This window comes from Bartonella sp. EBT8, assembly GCF_055796165.1.
On the sequence record NZ_JBTTDJ010000004.1, the window covers coordinates 1 to 14,611 of the forward strand.

Annotated in this window: 18 protein-coding genes, 1 tRNA gene and 1 pseudogene; 10 read left to right on the forward strand and 10 right to left on the reverse strand. The window is 37.4% G+C overall.

Annotated elements, in window-relative coordinates:
- From AC0QT4_RS03820 to AC0QT4_RS03845, 6 genes and pseudogenes are all read right to left on the reverse strand, one after another.
- A partial coding sequence (locus AC0QT4_RS03820; protein ID WP_473200401.1) for a DUF1376 domain-containing protein occupies nt 1-805 on the reverse strand: 805 nt, incomplete at its 3' end.
- Nucleotides 806-833: 28 nt separating this feature from the next.
- Nucleotides 834-1,118, reverse strand: a pseudogene (locus tag AC0QT4_RS03825) (hypothetical protein); the annotation flags it as partial.
- Nucleotides 1,108-1,455 (reverse strand): DUF1376 domain-containing protein, encoded by a 348-nt coding sequence (locus AC0QT4_RS03830; protein WP_473200402.1) that lies wholly within the window; start codon nt 1,453-1,455, stop codon nt 1,108-1,110. The pseudogene AC0QT4_RS03825 and the gene AC0QT4_RS03830, both read right to left, overlap by 11 nt.
- Complete coding sequence (locus tag AC0QT4_RS03835; RefSeq protein WP_473200403.1) at nt 1,448-1,924, reverse strand: crossover junction endodeoxyribonuclease RuvC; 477 nt, start codon at nt 1,922-1,924, stop codon at nt 1,448-1,450. Before AC0QT4_RS03835 ends, AC0QT4_RS03830 begins: the two co-directional genes overlap by 8 nt.
- 92 nt (nt 1,925-2,016) lie before the next feature.
- The gene (locus tag AC0QT4_RS03840; protein WP_473200404.1) at nt 2,017-2,439 is read right to left on the reverse strand and encodes a hypothetical protein; all 423 of its coding nucleotides are present in this window, start codon (nt 2,437-2,439) and stop codon (nt 2,017-2,019) included.
- 17 nt (nt 2,440-2,456) lie between these two features.
- Nucleotides 2,457-2,732, reverse strand: a complete 276-nt coding sequence (locus tag AC0QT4_RS03845; protein ID WP_473200405.1) for a helix-turn-helix domain-containing protein — start codon at nt 2,730-2,732, stop codon at nt 2,457-2,459.
- Between the two features lie 94 nt (nt 2,733-2,826).
- Here AC0QT4_RS03845 and AC0QT4_RS03850 point away from each other — a divergent pair, with 94 nt between their 5' ends.
- From AC0QT4_RS03850 to AC0QT4_RS03890, 9 genes are all read left to right on the forward strand, one after another.
- A complete protein-coding gene (locus tag AC0QT4_RS03850; RefSeq protein WP_473200406.1) occupies nt 2,827-3,480 on the forward strand; it encodes a LexA family protein in 654 nt (217 codons plus the stop codon).
- 19 nt (nt 3,481-3,499) lie between these two features.
- A complete protein-coding gene (locus tag AC0QT4_RS03855) occupies nt 3,500-4,555 on the forward strand; it encodes a type I restriction endonuclease (RefSeq protein ID WP_126603683.1) in 1,056 nt (351 codons plus the stop codon).
- 408 nt (nt 4,556-4,963) lie between these two features.
- Complete coding sequence (locus AC0QT4_RS03860) at nt 4,964-5,335, forward strand: hypothetical protein (RefSeq protein WP_473200407.1); 372 nt, start codon at nt 4,964-4,966, stop codon at nt 5,333-5,335.
- A gap of 61 nt (nt 5,336-5,396) precedes the next feature.
- Nucleotides 5,397-6,155: an antA/AntB antirepressor family protein gene (locus tag AC0QT4_RS03865; protein ID WP_473200408.1), complete on the forward strand. Its 759-nt coding sequence runs from the start codon at nt 5,397-5,399 to the stop codon at nt 6,153-6,155.
- A gap of 12 nt (nt 6,156-6,167) precedes the next feature.
- Nucleotides 6,168-6,839 (forward strand): hypothetical protein, encoded by a 672-nt coding sequence (locus tag AC0QT4_RS03870; protein WP_473200409.1) that lies wholly within the window; start codon nt 6,168-6,170, stop codon nt 6,837-6,839.
- Nucleotides 6,836-7,420 carry a hypothetical protein gene (locus AC0QT4_RS03875; protein WP_473200410.1) on the forward strand — a complete coding sequence of 195 codons (585 nt, stop codon included), beginning with the start codon at nt 6,836-6,838 and terminating at the stop codon, nt 7,418-7,420. Before AC0QT4_RS03870 ends, AC0QT4_RS03875 begins: the two co-directional genes overlap by 4 nt.
- 104 nt (nt 7,421-7,524) lie before the next feature.
- Nucleotides 7,525-8,283, forward strand: a complete 759-nt coding sequence (locus tag AC0QT4_RS03880; RefSeq protein ID WP_473200411.1) for an ERF family protein — start codon at nt 7,525-7,527, stop codon at nt 8,281-8,283.
- Nucleotide 8,284: 1 nt separating this feature from the next.
- On the forward strand, nt 8,285-8,908 hold the full coding sequence (locus AC0QT4_RS03885) for a lambda exonuclease family protein (RefSeq protein ID WP_473200412.1): 624 nt from the start codon (nt 8,285-8,287) through the stop codon (nt 8,906-8,908).
- A gap of 72 nt (nt 8,909-8,980) precedes the next feature.
- Nucleotides 8,981-9,184 (forward strand): helix-turn-helix transcriptional regulator, encoded by a 204-nt coding sequence (locus tag AC0QT4_RS03890; protein ID WP_473200413.1) that lies wholly within the window; start codon nt 8,981-8,983, stop codon nt 9,182-9,184.
- A gap of 99 nt (nt 9,185-9,283) precedes the next feature.
- Here the strand turns inward: AC0QT4_RS03890 and AC0QT4_RS03895 are convergent.
- The 4 genes from AC0QT4_RS03895 to AC0QT4_RS03910 all read right to left on the reverse strand — a co-directional run bounded on the left by AC0QT4_RS03895 (nt 9,284) and on the right by AC0QT4_RS03910 (nt 12,553).
- A tRNA-Thr gene (locus AC0QT4_RS03895) sits at nt 9,284-9,359 on the reverse strand.
- Between the two features lie 202 nt (nt 9,360-9,561).
- Nucleotides 9,562-10,920 (reverse strand): acetyl-CoA carboxylase biotin carboxylase subunit, encoded by a 1,359-nt coding sequence (gene accC, locus AC0QT4_RS03900; protein ID WP_473200414.1) that lies wholly within the window; start codon nt 10,918-10,920, stop codon nt 9,562-9,564.
- 14 nt (nt 10,921-10,934) lie between these two features.
- Nucleotides 10,935-11,426, reverse strand: coding sequence for an acetyl-CoA carboxylase biotin carboxyl carrier protein (accB, locus tag AC0QT4_RS03905; RefSeq protein ID WP_473200415.1), 492 nt, complete (start codon nt 11,424-11,426; stop codon nt 10,935-10,937).
- 254 nt (nt 11,427-11,680) lie between these two features.
- Nucleotides 11,681-12,553 carry a DsbA family protein gene (locus tag AC0QT4_RS03910; RefSeq protein ID WP_473200416.1) on the reverse strand — a complete coding sequence of 291 codons (873 nt, stop codon included), beginning with the start codon at nt 12,551-12,553 and terminating at the stop codon, nt 11,681-11,683.
- 287 nt (nt 12,554-12,840) lie between these two features.
- Here AC0QT4_RS03910 and glpD point away from each other — a divergent pair, with 287 nt between their 5' ends.
- Complete coding sequence (gene glpD / locus AC0QT4_RS03915) at nt 12,841-14,376, forward strand: glycerol-3-phosphate dehydrogenase (protein ID WP_473200417.1); 1,536 nt, start codon at nt 12,841-12,843, stop codon at nt 14,374-14,376.
- Nucleotides 14,377-14,611 lie beyond the last annotated feature (235 nt).

Genomic DNA, 14,611 nt, shown 5'->3' on the forward strand with positions numbered 1-14,611 from the left:
TAAACTTTGCGATTTCGACTTTCACCCGCTCTGGAGGCAAGCCCTCTGCAATTGCGAAATCGTAATCCGGTTCGAAATTAGCAGGCAATCGACAGCCACGATCAGTTCTTGCCCGTTTTGCTTTTTTGGGAACGCTTTCTTGCTCGTGAATAGCAGGTTGATCCTCTGCAACCGTTTCGATTGCATCTGCTAACTTTTCGCAATCATGATCTTCTGATGGTTCATAACCCTCATCAACAATTTCAATATTTTCAAAATCAATATCGTTTTCTTTTTTTGATAACACGATAGTGTTATTTTTTTTATTATATATGTTAATGTTATTGTTAATGTGTTGTCGTGATGAGGTCATGATGATGTCATCATGATCTCGTGATGAACTCGTCATGACTTCATGATGATCTTGTGATGATGTCATGATAGATGTATCATATTCTTTTGATGCGTTATCTTTCTGCTTATTTTTCCTAGTATTTGCAGCTTTGATAGCCTTTTCTGAAAGCCTATTTAAATTCTCATTACAATTTTTTAATTCTTCTTCAACTTGTGCACTCCACAAATTTCCATCTTCCAATCGAAGAATTAATTTTTTTCGAATGAGTTTTTCTAATGATTTTTTAAACGTTTGCACTGAACAACCAACGATGCGTGCCAAAGCAGCAGTATCATCATAAATCGGTTCACAAGATCGGTACATAAGAGCAGTGAGTGTACTATAAGTAGCTTTCTCTGCTGCATCAGTACCAGCAAAGTCCATAATCCACTCTTGATAAAAATTCCGAACCCAAGGTAATCTATTTGACATAATTACCCTCCTGCTCTCGAATAAAAGCCGCTTCTTTTAATTCTTCTTCGACATCTAAATTCCACAAGCTTCCATCTTCTAAACGTATGATACGACCCATACTTAATAAAACTTCTAAGGCGTTCACAAATGTTTTTACTGTATAACCAGTGTAATTAGCCCAGCCTTTAATATTACTCAAAAGCGGCTCTCCAGTATAAAGCATTTGCAATCGCAACTTGAGATAAACATTGCTCTCAATGGAGGATAAACCAGCAAGGTCAAGTATCCATTTATCAGCAAACAGTCTGGTCCATGGCAATTTAGTTGACATATTTCACCTCCATTTCTTTATTATTATTAAAGGCAAAATTATCTAACTCTTCACTGAGGCTGTTCAGCTCTTCTTCAACACGCGTGTTCCACAAACCATCATCTGTCTCAACAAGTTTATTATTCCTCACGAGATATTCGACAATAGATACAAATTTTTTCTGCGAACAATGACAAACGCGTGCAAGCGTTTGAAAATCTGTTTTAAGTGGTTCTTTTTTTTCATACATGCAAACGAGAAGGGTTATATAAACCCCTCGTTGTTCAGATGTCATTCCATTTGTACCACTGATCCAGTCATACAAATAAAATCTTACCCACGGCATACCATTAGACATGCGCATCCCCTTTTTTCATTAAATATAAAATTGCTAAAGCATCCGCTTCATTATCATCCTTAGGCTTGTGTCCCTTTGCACACATCGCTTGTATTATCTCTTCTTTTGAGGCATTCCCTTTTCCTGTCGTTGCCTTCTTAATTGTGCCAACAGGAATGCCTTTGTAAGGTATCTGATGATGTTCACACCAAGCGGTTAAATGACCTAGAAAACCACCGTAAACATGCGCCGCATCAGTACCAACATGCCGGCGCACCTCTTCAAAATACACGGCGTCAATACCACCGGCTGTTGCTTTCATTTCTGTAAGCCATTGCTTAAAGCGCAAATAACGCATCCCACCGCCTTCAAAACGGCGTGATTGAAAATTGACCGTTCCACTTGTTATGTGATCATCAGCACCACGTATCGCCCATCCCGTTTTGGTGCCTAAATCAAGGCAAAGAATGGTTGGTGCGTTAGTGATCATATTCCCCCCTAAGAGACTGTTGTGTGTTTATATGTGTGCCATGACAGAGCGTGTAATGAGTGGATTAACTCACTTAGGCAAACGTTTTTATGCTACGATTTATTGATTTGATTTCTTTTTTTGATGACTTCATCCCTTAAAAGATCAAGCCTTAAGATATCAAGCTTATCTTTGACTAAGATCATAAACAAGATCAGATCATTTAAGCGATAAAAAGATAACAACTCTTGAGAAAAATAATTATCAAACCAAGTTGTAAAAGCTTGCGTAAACACAGATGAAAACCATTGATTAAAATCATTGTATGGCAATAACGGAAAATAATTTCTATCATCACGCGCAAAGATACTATACAGCATATAGACAAAATAACCTGTTGATGAGGGATCTATTCTTGTTTCAAAACGTGCATCTTGAGGCGAACGGACACCATAATATATGGTTGCCTCTCCAATGTTATTAACAAGATCAATCAACTGGACTTTGCTTATAGTGATATGTGGTTCATCTATCATCTCTTAATCTTTCTTCTTTAAGAGTGTGAAGGGTGCTGTGGGTGTTTGTTATCAGCTGTAGTCAGTGGCACGCCTACCTCTTCAAGAGAGGGGCGTGGGTATAAATCGACATACCAGTCAACGGGACGAACAATACCATTGGTTGTCTTTTCAATCTTTAAGACAATTTCAGGCTCAGGAAACCGCAAGCCGCGTAAATACCTGTTAATCGTACTCTGTGCTACGCCAACTTGCTTCCCAAATTCGGCTTGAGATAGTTTATTTCGTGTGAGATATGATTTCAATTTTTCCATGATTCAAATAAATACCATAAAGGACTTCTTTAGTCAATAAAAAATACCTTTATGGACTTTGTTAAATAAGCAGTCTTGGTGTAAGGTTTAGAGCATGCATATAATTAAAAAATTGAGGAAAGATTTGGGACTCACACAGGTGAAATTGGCTGAAAAAGCTGGTACCACGCAACCTCAAATAAAACGGCTTGAAAAAGGTGAGCGAAAATTAACCAAAGAGTGGGCGGAAAAGTTAGCACCACATCTTGGTGTAAAGCCATTTAATCTCCTTTTCCCAGAAAACAAGGAAATACATCCCATATCTAATGCTATTGGAATGATACCGGTGATAGGAAAAGTTGCTGCTAGCTCGTGGATGTCGGTCGAAGATATGGATTTTGGATTTGATGACATAGAATATGTACCCAGCACCTCGAAATACCCAGCTCACTTTCAATTTGCTTTAAAAATCGAGGGAAACTGCCTTAACAAAATTGCTCGTGATGGTGATCAACTTATTTGCGTAGACATAATAAAAGCCGGCATTAATGTGGAACCTAACGATCTCGTGATAGTTGAACGCAGCCGATTCAATGGTCAAATGATTGAGCGTACAGCTAAACGTATACGTCAAACTATTAGTGGATTTGAACTATGGCCTGAAAGTACTGAACCCAATCATCAAGAACCTATCAAAATAAATGGGGCAACTGATGGAGAGGAGATTCGTGTAGTTGGGAAAGTTCTTTGGATTTTAAGAAAACCCTGAAAACAAAGGAGAAGCGGGAATGGGGACAGTAGACGAGAGCTTAAAAATAATAGCTGATAAAGTCAAAAATCATTCAGATACTATGTTAACTGAAGAAGCGGTCAAAACAGCGGTCGTTTTACCCTTTCTGCGCGCACTTGGGTATGATATTTTCGATCCACTTGAAGTCATTCCCGAGTTTACTGCTGATGCCGTTGGTAAAAAAGGTGAAAAAGTTGACTATGCTATCCGTATAGACGGTGAGATACGTATTCTTTTTGAGTGCAAACCGATATCTTGCGAATTGAGTTCAAAGCATTTAAGTCAATTATATCGATACTTTAGTGTAACGAATGCTAAATTCGCGATTTTGACAAATGGTCGATTTTTTCATTTTTACACAGATCTTGATGCTGCAAACAAGCTCGATAATAGGCCATTCCTTACTTTTGATGTAATAGAATACAATACTGTGGTACTTACAGAGCTTAAAAAGTTTGAACGCTCAGCATTTAATATTGAAAATATATTGGTGACAGCCGAGCAGCTCAAATATGTATCTGGAATAAAACAAAACATCCAAAAAGAAATAGAAAATCCGTCCGAAGGTTTTGTTCGTGTTGCTTGTGCGGATGTTTATGAAGGGCGCCTGACTGCTAATGTCTTAGAAATGCTCACAGGTGTTACTAAAAATGCGTTTCGCGAAGTAATATCTGATGCGGTAAAAAGTCGGCTTTCTAGCGCTTTACAAACAACAACTGAAACCGACAAGCAAGATAATATTGCTACATCTATTGGTAATGAACATGCCATAATAACGACCGAAGAGGAAGTTGAAGGCTTCATGATTGTCAAGGCAATTGCGCGTGAAGTTATTTCTGCCGACCGTATTGTTATCAGAGATGCAAAGTCGTACTGCGCCATTTTAATTGACAATAATAACAGAAAGCCGTTGGTTCGACTGCACTTTAACAGAAAACGTAAGCAACTAGCCCTTTTCGATACTGATATTGATGAAAAAGTCGGTATTGAAACGCTAGATAATATTTATGATTTTGCAGACAGAATAAGAGAAACAGCAAAAAAATATTTATAAGATATTCTAACAACCTATGTGTGCCCCGCTGAAGCGGGGTTTTTTTGTTCGTCCGCAGTTTTTATAAAAAAACTACGGCGTTATCTACCCATCGATTGGCTCTGTCTGCACACTGCCCCAATTTTTCCTGCATATAAATTTCAAATACAGCTAACTGATTTATTTTTTTACGGGATACTAGGAAGTATCATGCCTCTACACTGAACGCTACAATACCCAAACCGATTCGTAATAAATATTAAAGTTCATTTATAAAAAACCATTTTAGCATAAAATGACTTGACTATAATAATCCTTTACGGTATATTTCTCTATAACAACATATCACGAAGAAGCAAAAGCCGATCTGGTGTAGATTAAATTACATTGACACAAACAATCGCTATTAGGCGTTAGGGAGGGGAAATTATGGATAAGCCAATTCTTATTAATTCCGATGAAATTTTATTAGTTATCTGCGATGATGAACACATTGGGCATTCTGGTCCACTTGATGAAAGCCAAGTTTTAGAAATGATTGACGAGGCAGATGATGCCATAAAAATCTTTCGTGTAAATCCTTCTGAAAACAGTTGTGAAGATATTTCTGAAGATATCGCAGAATCCTATCTTAGAGAACGTGAAGAACAGTGTTTTTACGGAATAATACCTCATGATTTTATTCTACATAGCACAGCATACGGTTTTTTCTTAGACGATATCGAACAGCGTGAATATGAAGATAAAATGTACGGTACTTATGAAGAACAGCACCGCTTACGTCTTTGTGACGTGATTTAAAAAAGGGGGTGTTTAAGCCCCTTTGCAAACAATCTCATCACACTAGGAAACGGAATTGATTATGAGTAATCTCATTACAATATCAGAAAGCACTGTTAATAACATAAGGGTTCGAACAGTCAACGCACGTGAATTGCATGCGTTTTTGGAAATAGGAAAAGATTTTTCTACTTGGATTAAGGACCGTATTAATCAATACGCATTTGAAGAGGGAAATGATTTCATAAAAACACAAGATTTGCGGTCCCCAAAATTGGGGAGCGCAAAATCTAGAGCTGTTACAGTAATAGACTATCATCTCACATTAGATATGGCAAAAGAGCTTGCCATGGTTGAGCGTAATGAAAAAGGTAAACAAGCCCGTCTTTACTTTATCGAATGTGAACGGCGTGCAAATAAACCTTTAGATCTTGCAAATGCTTTAGAAGACCCTCTCTTTGTTAAGAAATTGCTTTTAGAAAGCGTTACACAATTAGAGACTTTAAAAAGCGAAGTGAGTACACTTAAACCAAAGGCAATGGCTCTTGAAAGCTTACAACGCCATGATGGGCTTTTTGGTCTTACTGAGGCTGCTAAAATACTCGAAATGCAACCAAAACAGTTCATTGCCTTCTTACAGCAAAAAGGTTGGGTCTATCGGCGTGTTCCAACCACTCCATTGTTACCTTATCAGGACAAAATTAAAAAAGGTCTGATGGATTGTCCTACCATCACGATTCAAACTTCTGGCGGAATAAATAAAGTTATTCCTTCAGCAAAAATCACAACAAAAGGCATTGGTGTGCTTTCTCAAGAACTTAAAAGACAAAGCATGCATTAAGGGATGACCATCATGGAAAAGAAATACGAATTTACTGATGAAATCGATATAGTTTACAAGTGTAAGGTTCGCCGTATCCGTGCCTTGAAAAACTTTGGTGATATTAAAGCTGGTGATTTAGGCGGTTTTATAGAGCATGAGGGCAATTTAAGCCATGAGGGGAATTGTTGGGTTGGGGACAATGCTTGTGTTTCTCATAGTGCTAAAGTTTGCGGTAATGCAAGAGTATTTGGAAAAGCCCGCATTGCAGACAGAGCATATATTAGTGGCGATGCAAATGTTTTTGGAAATGCTTGTGTTGAATCTGAAGCATGTATTTTCAATCAAGCGAAAGTTTACGGAAAAGCAGAAGTTCGTGACAATGCCATGGTTTACGATAATGCACAAGTTTCCGGTAATGCGGTAGTTTGCGGCAAGTCTCATATTTATGGTTATGCACAAGTTTACAACAAAGCACGTGTTTACGACCAAGCCAAGATTTATGGCAAAGCACGTGTTTACGGTCAAGCCAAGGTTTATGAGAATGCACATGTCTATAATAATGCAGAAGTTTATGAAAATGCAAAAGTTAAGGGCAGGGCAGAGGTTTACGCTATTGGAAAGATTTATGGTGATGCATGTGTCTGTTGGAACGCATGTATTGGCGGCAATCAGTCCATCTCAACTGGAGAAAAAACCATATGAAAAAATACGAACTTACTGATGAAACAATGAAGATTGATGGATTTACGCTTTACCGAATACGTGCATTGAGAGACTTTGGAGATGTAAAGGTAGGTGACCTCGGTGGTTTTATAGAGCATGAGGGCAACTTATCCCATGAGGGTGATTGTTGGGTGGATGATGACGCCAAGGTTTATGGCAATGCTAAGGTTTATGGGAATGCCAAGGTTTATTGCTATGCCAAGGTTTTGGGTAATGCTGAGGTTTATGGTAATGCAAAAATTGAAGGAAATTCAGTAGTTGAAGCAAGTGCACGCATTTGGGAAAATGCATACATTTGTGGCAGCGCAATAATTAATGGCTTAGTTTATGGCAATGCTGTTATTTGTGAGAATGCCGTTATAGGTACAGGAGCTGTCGTTCACGGAAATGCGAAAGTTGATGGATATTCTCATATTGAATATAACGCTGTAATTTACGATAATGCTCAAATTTACGGAAGTGTAGATATACACGGTGCCGCTAAAATTTATGGAAACACTCGTATTTTCGGAAGAGCGACTATATGTGGAACAATTCGTATCCATGATTATAGGTACTAATATTCAATAATCAATAGGGTCTCTTTCTAGCAACAAACAACGACCATTTTAACAAAAGCGTGATTCACGCAACAGGTGAATTGCGCGCAATGGAGGAAATCAAGATGAGTGAACAAAACACGAACCTAACAGAAGTTGAAAAAACGCAACATTTAGACGTCGAACAAACTGCTATGGAACGCATTTTAAATAAAGCATTAGAAAGTGACGTCGACATGGACCGCTTAGAGCGTCTTCTTGATTTAAGAGAAAAAGAAATAAAAAGACAGAACCATCAGAGCTTTATCCATGATCTTTCGGCTATGCAAATCGAATATCAAATAATCACCAAAAATGCTAAAAACAACCATACAAAGAGTGCATATGCAACGCTTGATCAGTATATTGACGCTGTAAAGGATACTCTTGCAAAACACCGCTTCGCTTTGTTTTCTCATATTAAAAATCAAACAGAAAAAAACATTACCATAGAAATAACTCTGTCTCATCCTTCAGGCAATCAAATCTCAACAGAAGGAACATTTCCAATTGATGGACAAGGAAGCAAAAATAACATTCAATCTCTTGGTTCTACTATCACTTATGCACGCAGATATCTCTTAGGCATGCTTCTTAATGTCGCAAGTAAAGAAGACGATAAAGATGGGAATATGCCTCAAAAACCGGCTTTTCCAGAACAGATCAATGAAATCAGAAGGCTTATGCTACAAACAAAGGTAGAAGAAGAAAAGATACTTTCTTATGCGAATGTCGAAAAGCTTGACGATATCTCTGATCAGAGCGCGCAAACCATTTTGCACCTTTTAAAAGATAAACAGAATAAGCAAATGGTATCAACACAACAACAACAAACGGCGGTTTGATATGGAACAAAGAACAGCAGAATGGTTTCAAGCGCGATTAGGGAAAGTCACAGCCTCTAATGTTTATAATGTACTCAGTAAGACAGCAAAAGGTTTGCCTACAAGCAAATATGAAGACTACAAAATGAAACTCATGACAGAACGCTTAACAGGAGAAATAAGCCAATCTTATATAACACCGTCTATGCAATGGGGTATTGAACATGAAGAGGATGCTCTGAAAGAATATGAATTCATTTATGATGCCGATGTTATAAAATGCGGTTTTATACCACATCCTACCATAGAAATGGCGGGGGCTAGTCCTGATGGCTTGATTGGTGAAGACGGTTTAGTTGAGGTCAAATGTCTACAGTCAACGACACATCTTCGTTTTTTTATGTATGACGAGATTAAACCTGAATACATAGCGCAGATGCAATTCCAAATGGCTTGCACAGGGCGCAAATGGTGTGATTTCATTAGCTATAATCCACAATTTGTAGGGAAATCATCTCACTTACGCATGAAAATCCAACGCATCCACCGTGATGATGAACAAATTGAAGAGATTAATAAAGCAGTTGAAGCCTTTTTAGCAGAGATAGAGCAAGACATGAAACAGATCTTGACAAAAGCTGCTTAACCCTATGGGGGTGCTCTCTCCTCCCAGCACCCCCACCCATTTATGTAATATAAAAGAGTGAAAGGTAACGAGATGATATTTGATGATGGCGATAGATATGTAACAACACGCGAATGTGCACAACTCTTTAGCGTATCAACCACAACGATTCGCAATTGGGTTCTTCAAGGGGTGTTTCCTGAGCCCTATAAGCTAGGGAGAGCAGTGAGATGGAGAAAGAAAGAGATTTTGGCATTCACTCCAAAGAAAAATAAGGAGCAAATAACAACAATATAGATAAAGTTGTATAAATTGTAGAAGGTGGTCTAAAAGGTGGTCTGAAATTAGCTTTTAAAAGAAAAAGATTATATATTTCAATATATTAAAGAAATAAAATGGTGCCCCCAGAGAGACTCGAACTCCCGACCCCCTGATTACAAATCAGGTGCTCTACCAACTGAGCTATAAGGGCATAACAATATAAGAACTAGCACAAACTTACAAAAAGGAAAACAGAAAATTATCAATTTTGGTGCATATTTTTAAAGACTTATATCATAAATTATAAATAATCAGCTTTTTTGTTTTCTGATACTTGTTTATAGAAATTTTCATATTCTTCCGTGTTACCATTTTTTAGAAGTGTTAATGAACATTACCATTTTGTTATCAGATCATGAATCTGGGCAAGTTGATTGATGAGAAAGATATTTTTCTAGCCAATGAATGTTATAGTTACCGTCTGCAATATCTTTATTGTTAATGAGATCACGAAAAAGAGGCAATGTTGTTTTGATTCCATCGACTACAAATTCATCTAAAGCACGTCGTAAACGCATCATGCATTCTAAACGTGTACGTCCATGAACAATGAGCTTTCCGATCATGCTATCATAATAAGGAGGGATACGGTAACCTGAATAGGCACCTGAATCAACGCGAATTCCTAAACCTCCAGGCGTATGAAAGTGTGTAATGGTTCCTGGTGATGGTGTAAAATTAATAGGGTCTTCGGCATTAATACGACATTCAATAGCATGACCAGAGAAGCAAATATCATCTTGTGTAACAGAAAGTTTATAGCCTGATGCAATATGAATTTGTTCATGGACTAAATCTATGCCTGTAATCGCTTCAGTTACAGGATGCTCAACTTGCAAACGCGTATTCATCTCAATAAAGTAGAATTCGCCATTTTCATAAAGAAACTCAATAGTACCTGCTCCACGATATCCAAGTTGTGCACAGGCATTTGCTACAATGTCACCAATTTTTTTTCGTTCAATTTCATTCAGCGCAGGTGATGTAGCTTCTTCCCATATCTTTTGATGACGCCGTTGAAGTGAACAATCGCGTTCTCCTAAATGAACAGCATTTCCCGCTCCATCACCTATAACTTGAATTTCAATATGACGGGGCTTTTCTAAATATTTTTCGATATAAACCGCATCATTTCCAAAAGCTGCGGCTGCTTCTGAACGGGTTGTTTTAAGTGCTATAGCAAACTCTTGTTCAGAATGAACGACTTTCATACCACGTCCACCACCACCTGCAGAAGCTTTAATAATAACAGGATAACCAATTTCATGAGCAATACGTAAAGCTTCATCTTCTTCAGTAATAGCTCCATCTGAGCCAGGAACTACTGGAATTCCAAGTTTTTTAGCGGTTTTCTTTGCTTCGATTTTATCCCCCATGATCCGAATATGCGCAGCTGTTGGGCCGATAAATGTGATGTTATGAGCTTCCAAAACATCTGCAAATTTTGCATTCTCAGAAAGAAATCCATAGCCCGGATGAACAGCATCTGCTCCTGTAATTTCACACGCAGCGATAATTTGCTGAACACTTAAATAAGAATCACGTGCTGGAGGAGGGCCAATACAGACACTTTCGTCAGCAAGACGAACATGCATTGCATCGGCATCAGCAGTGGAGTGAACGGCTACGGCTTTTATTCCAAGCTCTTTGCAGGCTCGTAGCACGCGAAGAGCAATTTCTCCCCGATTAGCGATGAGGATTTTTCGAATCATAGTTGCTCCTTGCTTTATTCAACAACAATTAGTGGTTCACCAAACTCAACGGGTTGCCCATCTTTAACAAAAATTGTGGTCACTGTGCCTGAACGTGGTGATGGAATTTGATTCATTGTTTTCATTGCTTCAATGATAAGTAATGTTTGTCCTTCAGAAACACTTTGCCCTATTTTTACAAAAGCTTGTGCACCTGGTGAAGGTGCAAGATAGGCTGTTCCAACCATGGGAGATGTTATTGTATTTTTTGATTTGTCTTCTTGTATAGGAGTTTCAGTTGTTGAGGTGGGAGGGGAAGTTACAGAAAGAGTGGGAGCAGGAATGGGAGCATAAATTGTTTGTTCAGAAGCAGATGAGGTGTATTGACGCGATACACAAATACGAAGTCCACCTTGTTCAAGTTCAATATTTGTTAAATTTGTATCATTTAAAATTTCAGCAAGGTCACGAATAATTTTCGTATCAATAGCGGTATGTTGCTCCGCGTCGATTTTTTTTGTTGCCATTTTATTTTTCACTCCTTGATCAATGAAGATCGTCATTATTTAATTGTTATGATCGAATATCTCTAGACTACGGATGATCTCTCTTTAGAGGTTTCTATTAAAAGCTCTTTACTTTTTAGATTATAATTTGCAATTTCAACCCAGTATCTGCTGTATGGAATTGCTTTTATAAGCTGGTTATCAGAAAAGAGAAAGGATAAAATCATTTCATTTAAGATGTTGTTTATAAAGTCGATGAGGTAAAGAAAGATATTTTACTCTGTATTTTCTATGGATTCTTTTAGAATATCTTGGCTCACGGCTCCGATGAGTACTTTATTGCCAATGATATAAGAAGGTGTTCCTGTAATATTGAGTGCAGAGGCAATTTGTATATTGTCCTTAAAGTAATTTTGAAGATTAGAATCTTTTAGTGCATTGTGCAGTTTTTTTTCATTTGCTCCTAATGAAACTGCTATTTTTATAGCTTTAGCCTCATTAGCACGACTTTTGTTGGTTAAAAGTGCTTTAAGAAACTGAGGATATTTTTCTGGAAGTTGTTTGCGAAAAGCATAGGCAACACTATGTGCTGCCATAGAATCAGGACCCAGAATTGGTAAATCTTTTATAATAACCTGTAAATCTGGATACTCTTTTATTAAATTTTCTATGTATGAATAGGAGATTTTACAATATCCGCAATTGTAATCAAAAAAATCAACAAGCACTTTTTTACCATTTGGGTTTCCCAAGACAGCATCGTGAGAAGATTGAAAAATTTCCTTTTTAAACAAATTAATGATTGAAGCTTGTTTTTGAGATTTTTGTTCGCTTTTCTCTTCCAGCTTCTCTTGGAGGATAAGCTGCATTTCAATCATGATTTCTGGGTTAGTGAGTAAATATTCTCTTACAATTTTTTGAATAGTGTGATCATCAATAAGTGGTATAAGTTTTTCTTTAAGCTTAGATAAAAACGCGGGATCTTCTAAAAGCTGTGTTTTAAGATTTTCTGAGCTAAAATGATTTTCTGTTTTCCCGCCTGATATTGCATCTGATAAAAAGGACGAAGAGATAAAAATACTCAACATAATTGTTGCTGAAAATTTTGCAAGGATTGTCGTTTTTGAGTATTGAGGCTTATGGGTCATTTGTACGGCTTTATATTCCTATTGTGATGTTGAGTAAACTATATGAAAACTCTTGCCTGTATGCAATAAAGTATTTAACGATAGTTAGTGAGTTACGAAGAGAATATCCTTTTTCTTTAGATAAGAAGATTTTATATGAGGCATAACTTTGCTAGGCGCTATTTTAAAAGTAGATGAAATTTCCGTCCTTTTTTACTGTAGAAAAAAGACATTAACAATTCAATTAAGCACGTTAATATTCTCTTTATCTACTGTCTTATTACGTACAGTAAAACAAATTAACTTGAATGATGAAAAGTAAAATTATGAAAACCATAACACATTATGACCTATTTATCATTGGTGGAGGGATAAATGGGTGTGGGTTAGCAAGAGATGCAGCTGGACGCGGATTTAAAGTGGGATTGGCGGAGATGAATGATCTTGCCTCGGGCACATCAAGTGCTTCAACAAAGCTTATTCATGGCGGTCTTCGTTATCTTGAACATTATGAATTTAGACTTGTTCGTGAAGCATTGAAAGAACGCGAAATTATTTTACGGATGGCTCCCCATATTGTGCGTCCTTTGCGTTTTCTTCTTCCTTATCATAAAAAGTTGCGCCCCGCTTGGATGTTGCGTTTGGGACTTTTCATTTATGATTATTTAGGGAATTGGAATCAAAAACTGTGGCGCAGTAAAATGGTTAATTTTTCAAAAAATTTCTGCTCTACACTTAAAGAAGAGTATCAGAGGGGATTTGAATATTCTGATGCTAGAGTAGATGATGCGCGTTTGGTCATTGTGAATGCTCGTGATGCTGAAAAGCAGGGGGCTGATATAAAAGTACAGACAGAAGTTATCTCTATAAAGAGAGAAGAAGAAAAATGGCTTATATTTCTTCGAAATAAATTAAACAGTACAGAATATTGTGTCACAGCTTCCTATATTGCGAATATGACGGGACCTTGGATTAATCATATTTTGGCGAATATATTAGACTGTAAAAAGAATCCGCCTGTACGGCTTGTTAGAGGGTCTCATATTTTGGTTCCTAAGCTTTATGCCCATGATCGGGCTTATATTTTTCAAAATGGTGATGGGCGTATTATATTTTCTATTCCGTATCAGGACGAGTTTACGCTCCTTGGAACAACAGATTGTGACTATCAAGGTGATCCTGCTGATGTTCATATTACGGATACAGAAATTGATTATCTTTGTACAGCAGCAAGCGAATATTTTATACAACCTGTATTGCGTGAAAATATTGTTTGGACTTATTCAGGTGTTCGTCCACTCTATAACGATGGGGCTTCAAAAGCACAAGAAATTACACGTGATTATGTTTTGAAAGAAATGGGGATAGAAAATGGGCCACGGATTCTGAATCTCTATGGTGGTAAGATCACAACTTATCGCAAGTTGGCTGAAGATGCCATGAAATTTGTTGAAAAAGCTCTTGGAAGAAAAGGAGCTCCGTGGACAGAAAAGTCAACGCTTCCTGGAGGTGATTTTCCATATGATAGGCTGGATACAATTGAAAATAAGATTGCTCTTTTGATTCCAGGTTTAGATGCTTTCACATATCGTAGACTTGCACGCTCTTATGGTTCGGAGGCGCTGGTGATATTTACAAATGGTATGGCAGAAAAAGGAAAAGATTTTGGTCATGGGCTTTATGAAGTTGAAGTTAAATGGTTAATGGAAAAGGAATGGGCTAAAACATGTGAAGATGTGTTATGGCGCCGTTCAAAACTTGGGCTTTTGTTTAATAAGAAAGAAATTGATGCTCTCTCTGCTTATATGGAAGACAAAAAAGAAATTGAACAAAATTTATGCTAATCAAGCTTTATAGTCACTTCATTTGTGCAATAGAATGAAAGGCATTGAAGGAAAATAAGTCATAATGATGTATCTTATATCGTGCTTTCATTTATTGTTTATCAAAATCAAAATACTTTAAAAGACTATCCTAGATAATGCCGGCGGGGATCACGGGGATCATATGGGGGGGAAAATAATAAAGCTTTTTTGTGAAGGAGAAAAAATTGAAGGCTTATATGTATGAATAGGAGGC

What these genes read in the sequence shown, in the direction of transcription:
- AC0QT4_RS03880 (WP_473200411.1), top strand. Translation starts at nt 7,525, where the DNA reads ATGAGTGAACAAAACACGAACCTAACAGAAGTTGAAAAAACGCAACAT.
- AC0QT4_RS03850 (WP_473200406.1), top strand. Translation starts at nt 2,827, where the DNA reads ATGCATATAATTAAAAAATTGAGGAAAGATTTGGGACTCACACAGGTG.
- accB (WP_473200415.1), bottom strand. Translation starts at nt 11,426, where the DNA reads ATGGCAACAAAAAAAATCGACGCGGAGCAACATACCGCTATTGATACG.
- accC (WP_473200414.1), bottom strand. Translation starts at nt 10,920, where the DNA reads ATGATTCGAAAAATCCTCATCGCTAATCGGGGAGAAATTGCTCTTCGC.
- glpD (WP_473200417.1), top strand. Translation starts at nt 12,841, where the DNA reads ATGATGAAAAGTAAAATTATGAAAACCATAACACATTATGACCTATTT.
- AC0QT4_RS03840 (WP_473200404.1), bottom strand. Translation starts at nt 2,439, where the DNA reads ATGATAGATGAACCACATATCACTATAAGCAAAGTCCAGTTGATTGAT.
- AC0QT4_RS03910 (WP_473200416.1), bottom strand. Translation starts at nt 12,553, where the DNA reads ATGACCCATAAGCCTCAATACTCAAAAACGACAATCCTTGCAAAATTT.
- AC0QT4_RS03855 (WP_126603683.1), top strand. Translation starts at nt 3,500, where the DNA reads ATGGGGACAGTAGACGAGAGCTTAAAAATAATAGCTGATAAAGTCAAA.
- AC0QT4_RS03860 (WP_473200407.1), top strand. Translation starts at nt 4,964, where the DNA reads ATGGATAAGCCAATTCTTATTAATTCCGATGAAATTTTATTAGTTATC.
- AC0QT4_RS03890 (WP_473200413.1), top strand. Translation starts at nt 8,981, where the DNA reads ATGATATTTGATGATGGCGATAGATATGTAACAACACGCGAATGTGCA.
- AC0QT4_RS03845 (WP_473200405.1), bottom strand. Translation starts at nt 2,732, where the DNA reads ATGGAAAAATTGAAATCATATCTCACACGAAATAAACTATCTCAAGCC.
- AC0QT4_RS03865 (WP_473200408.1), top strand. Translation starts at nt 5,397, where the DNA reads ATGAGTAATCTCATTACAATATCAGAAAGCACTGTTAATAACATAAGG.
- AC0QT4_RS03835 (WP_473200403.1), bottom strand. Translation starts at nt 1,924, where the DNA reads ATGATCACTAACGCACCAACCATTCTTTGCCTTGATTTAGGCACCAAA.
- AC0QT4_RS03830 (WP_473200402.1), bottom strand. Translation starts at nt 1,455, where the DNA reads ATGTCTAATGGTATGCCGTGGGTAAGATTTTATTTGTATGACTGGATC.
- AC0QT4_RS03885 (WP_473200412.1), top strand. Translation starts at nt 8,285, where the DNA reads ATGGAACAAAGAACAGCAGAATGGTTTCAAGCGCGATTAGGGAAAGTC.
- AC0QT4_RS03875 (WP_473200410.1), top strand. Translation starts at nt 6,836, where the DNA reads ATGAAAAAATACGAACTTACTGATGAAACAATGAAGATTGATGGATTT.
- AC0QT4_RS03870 (WP_473200409.1), top strand. Translation starts at nt 6,168, where the DNA reads ATGGAAAAGAAATACGAATTTACTGATGAAATCGATATAGTTTACAAG.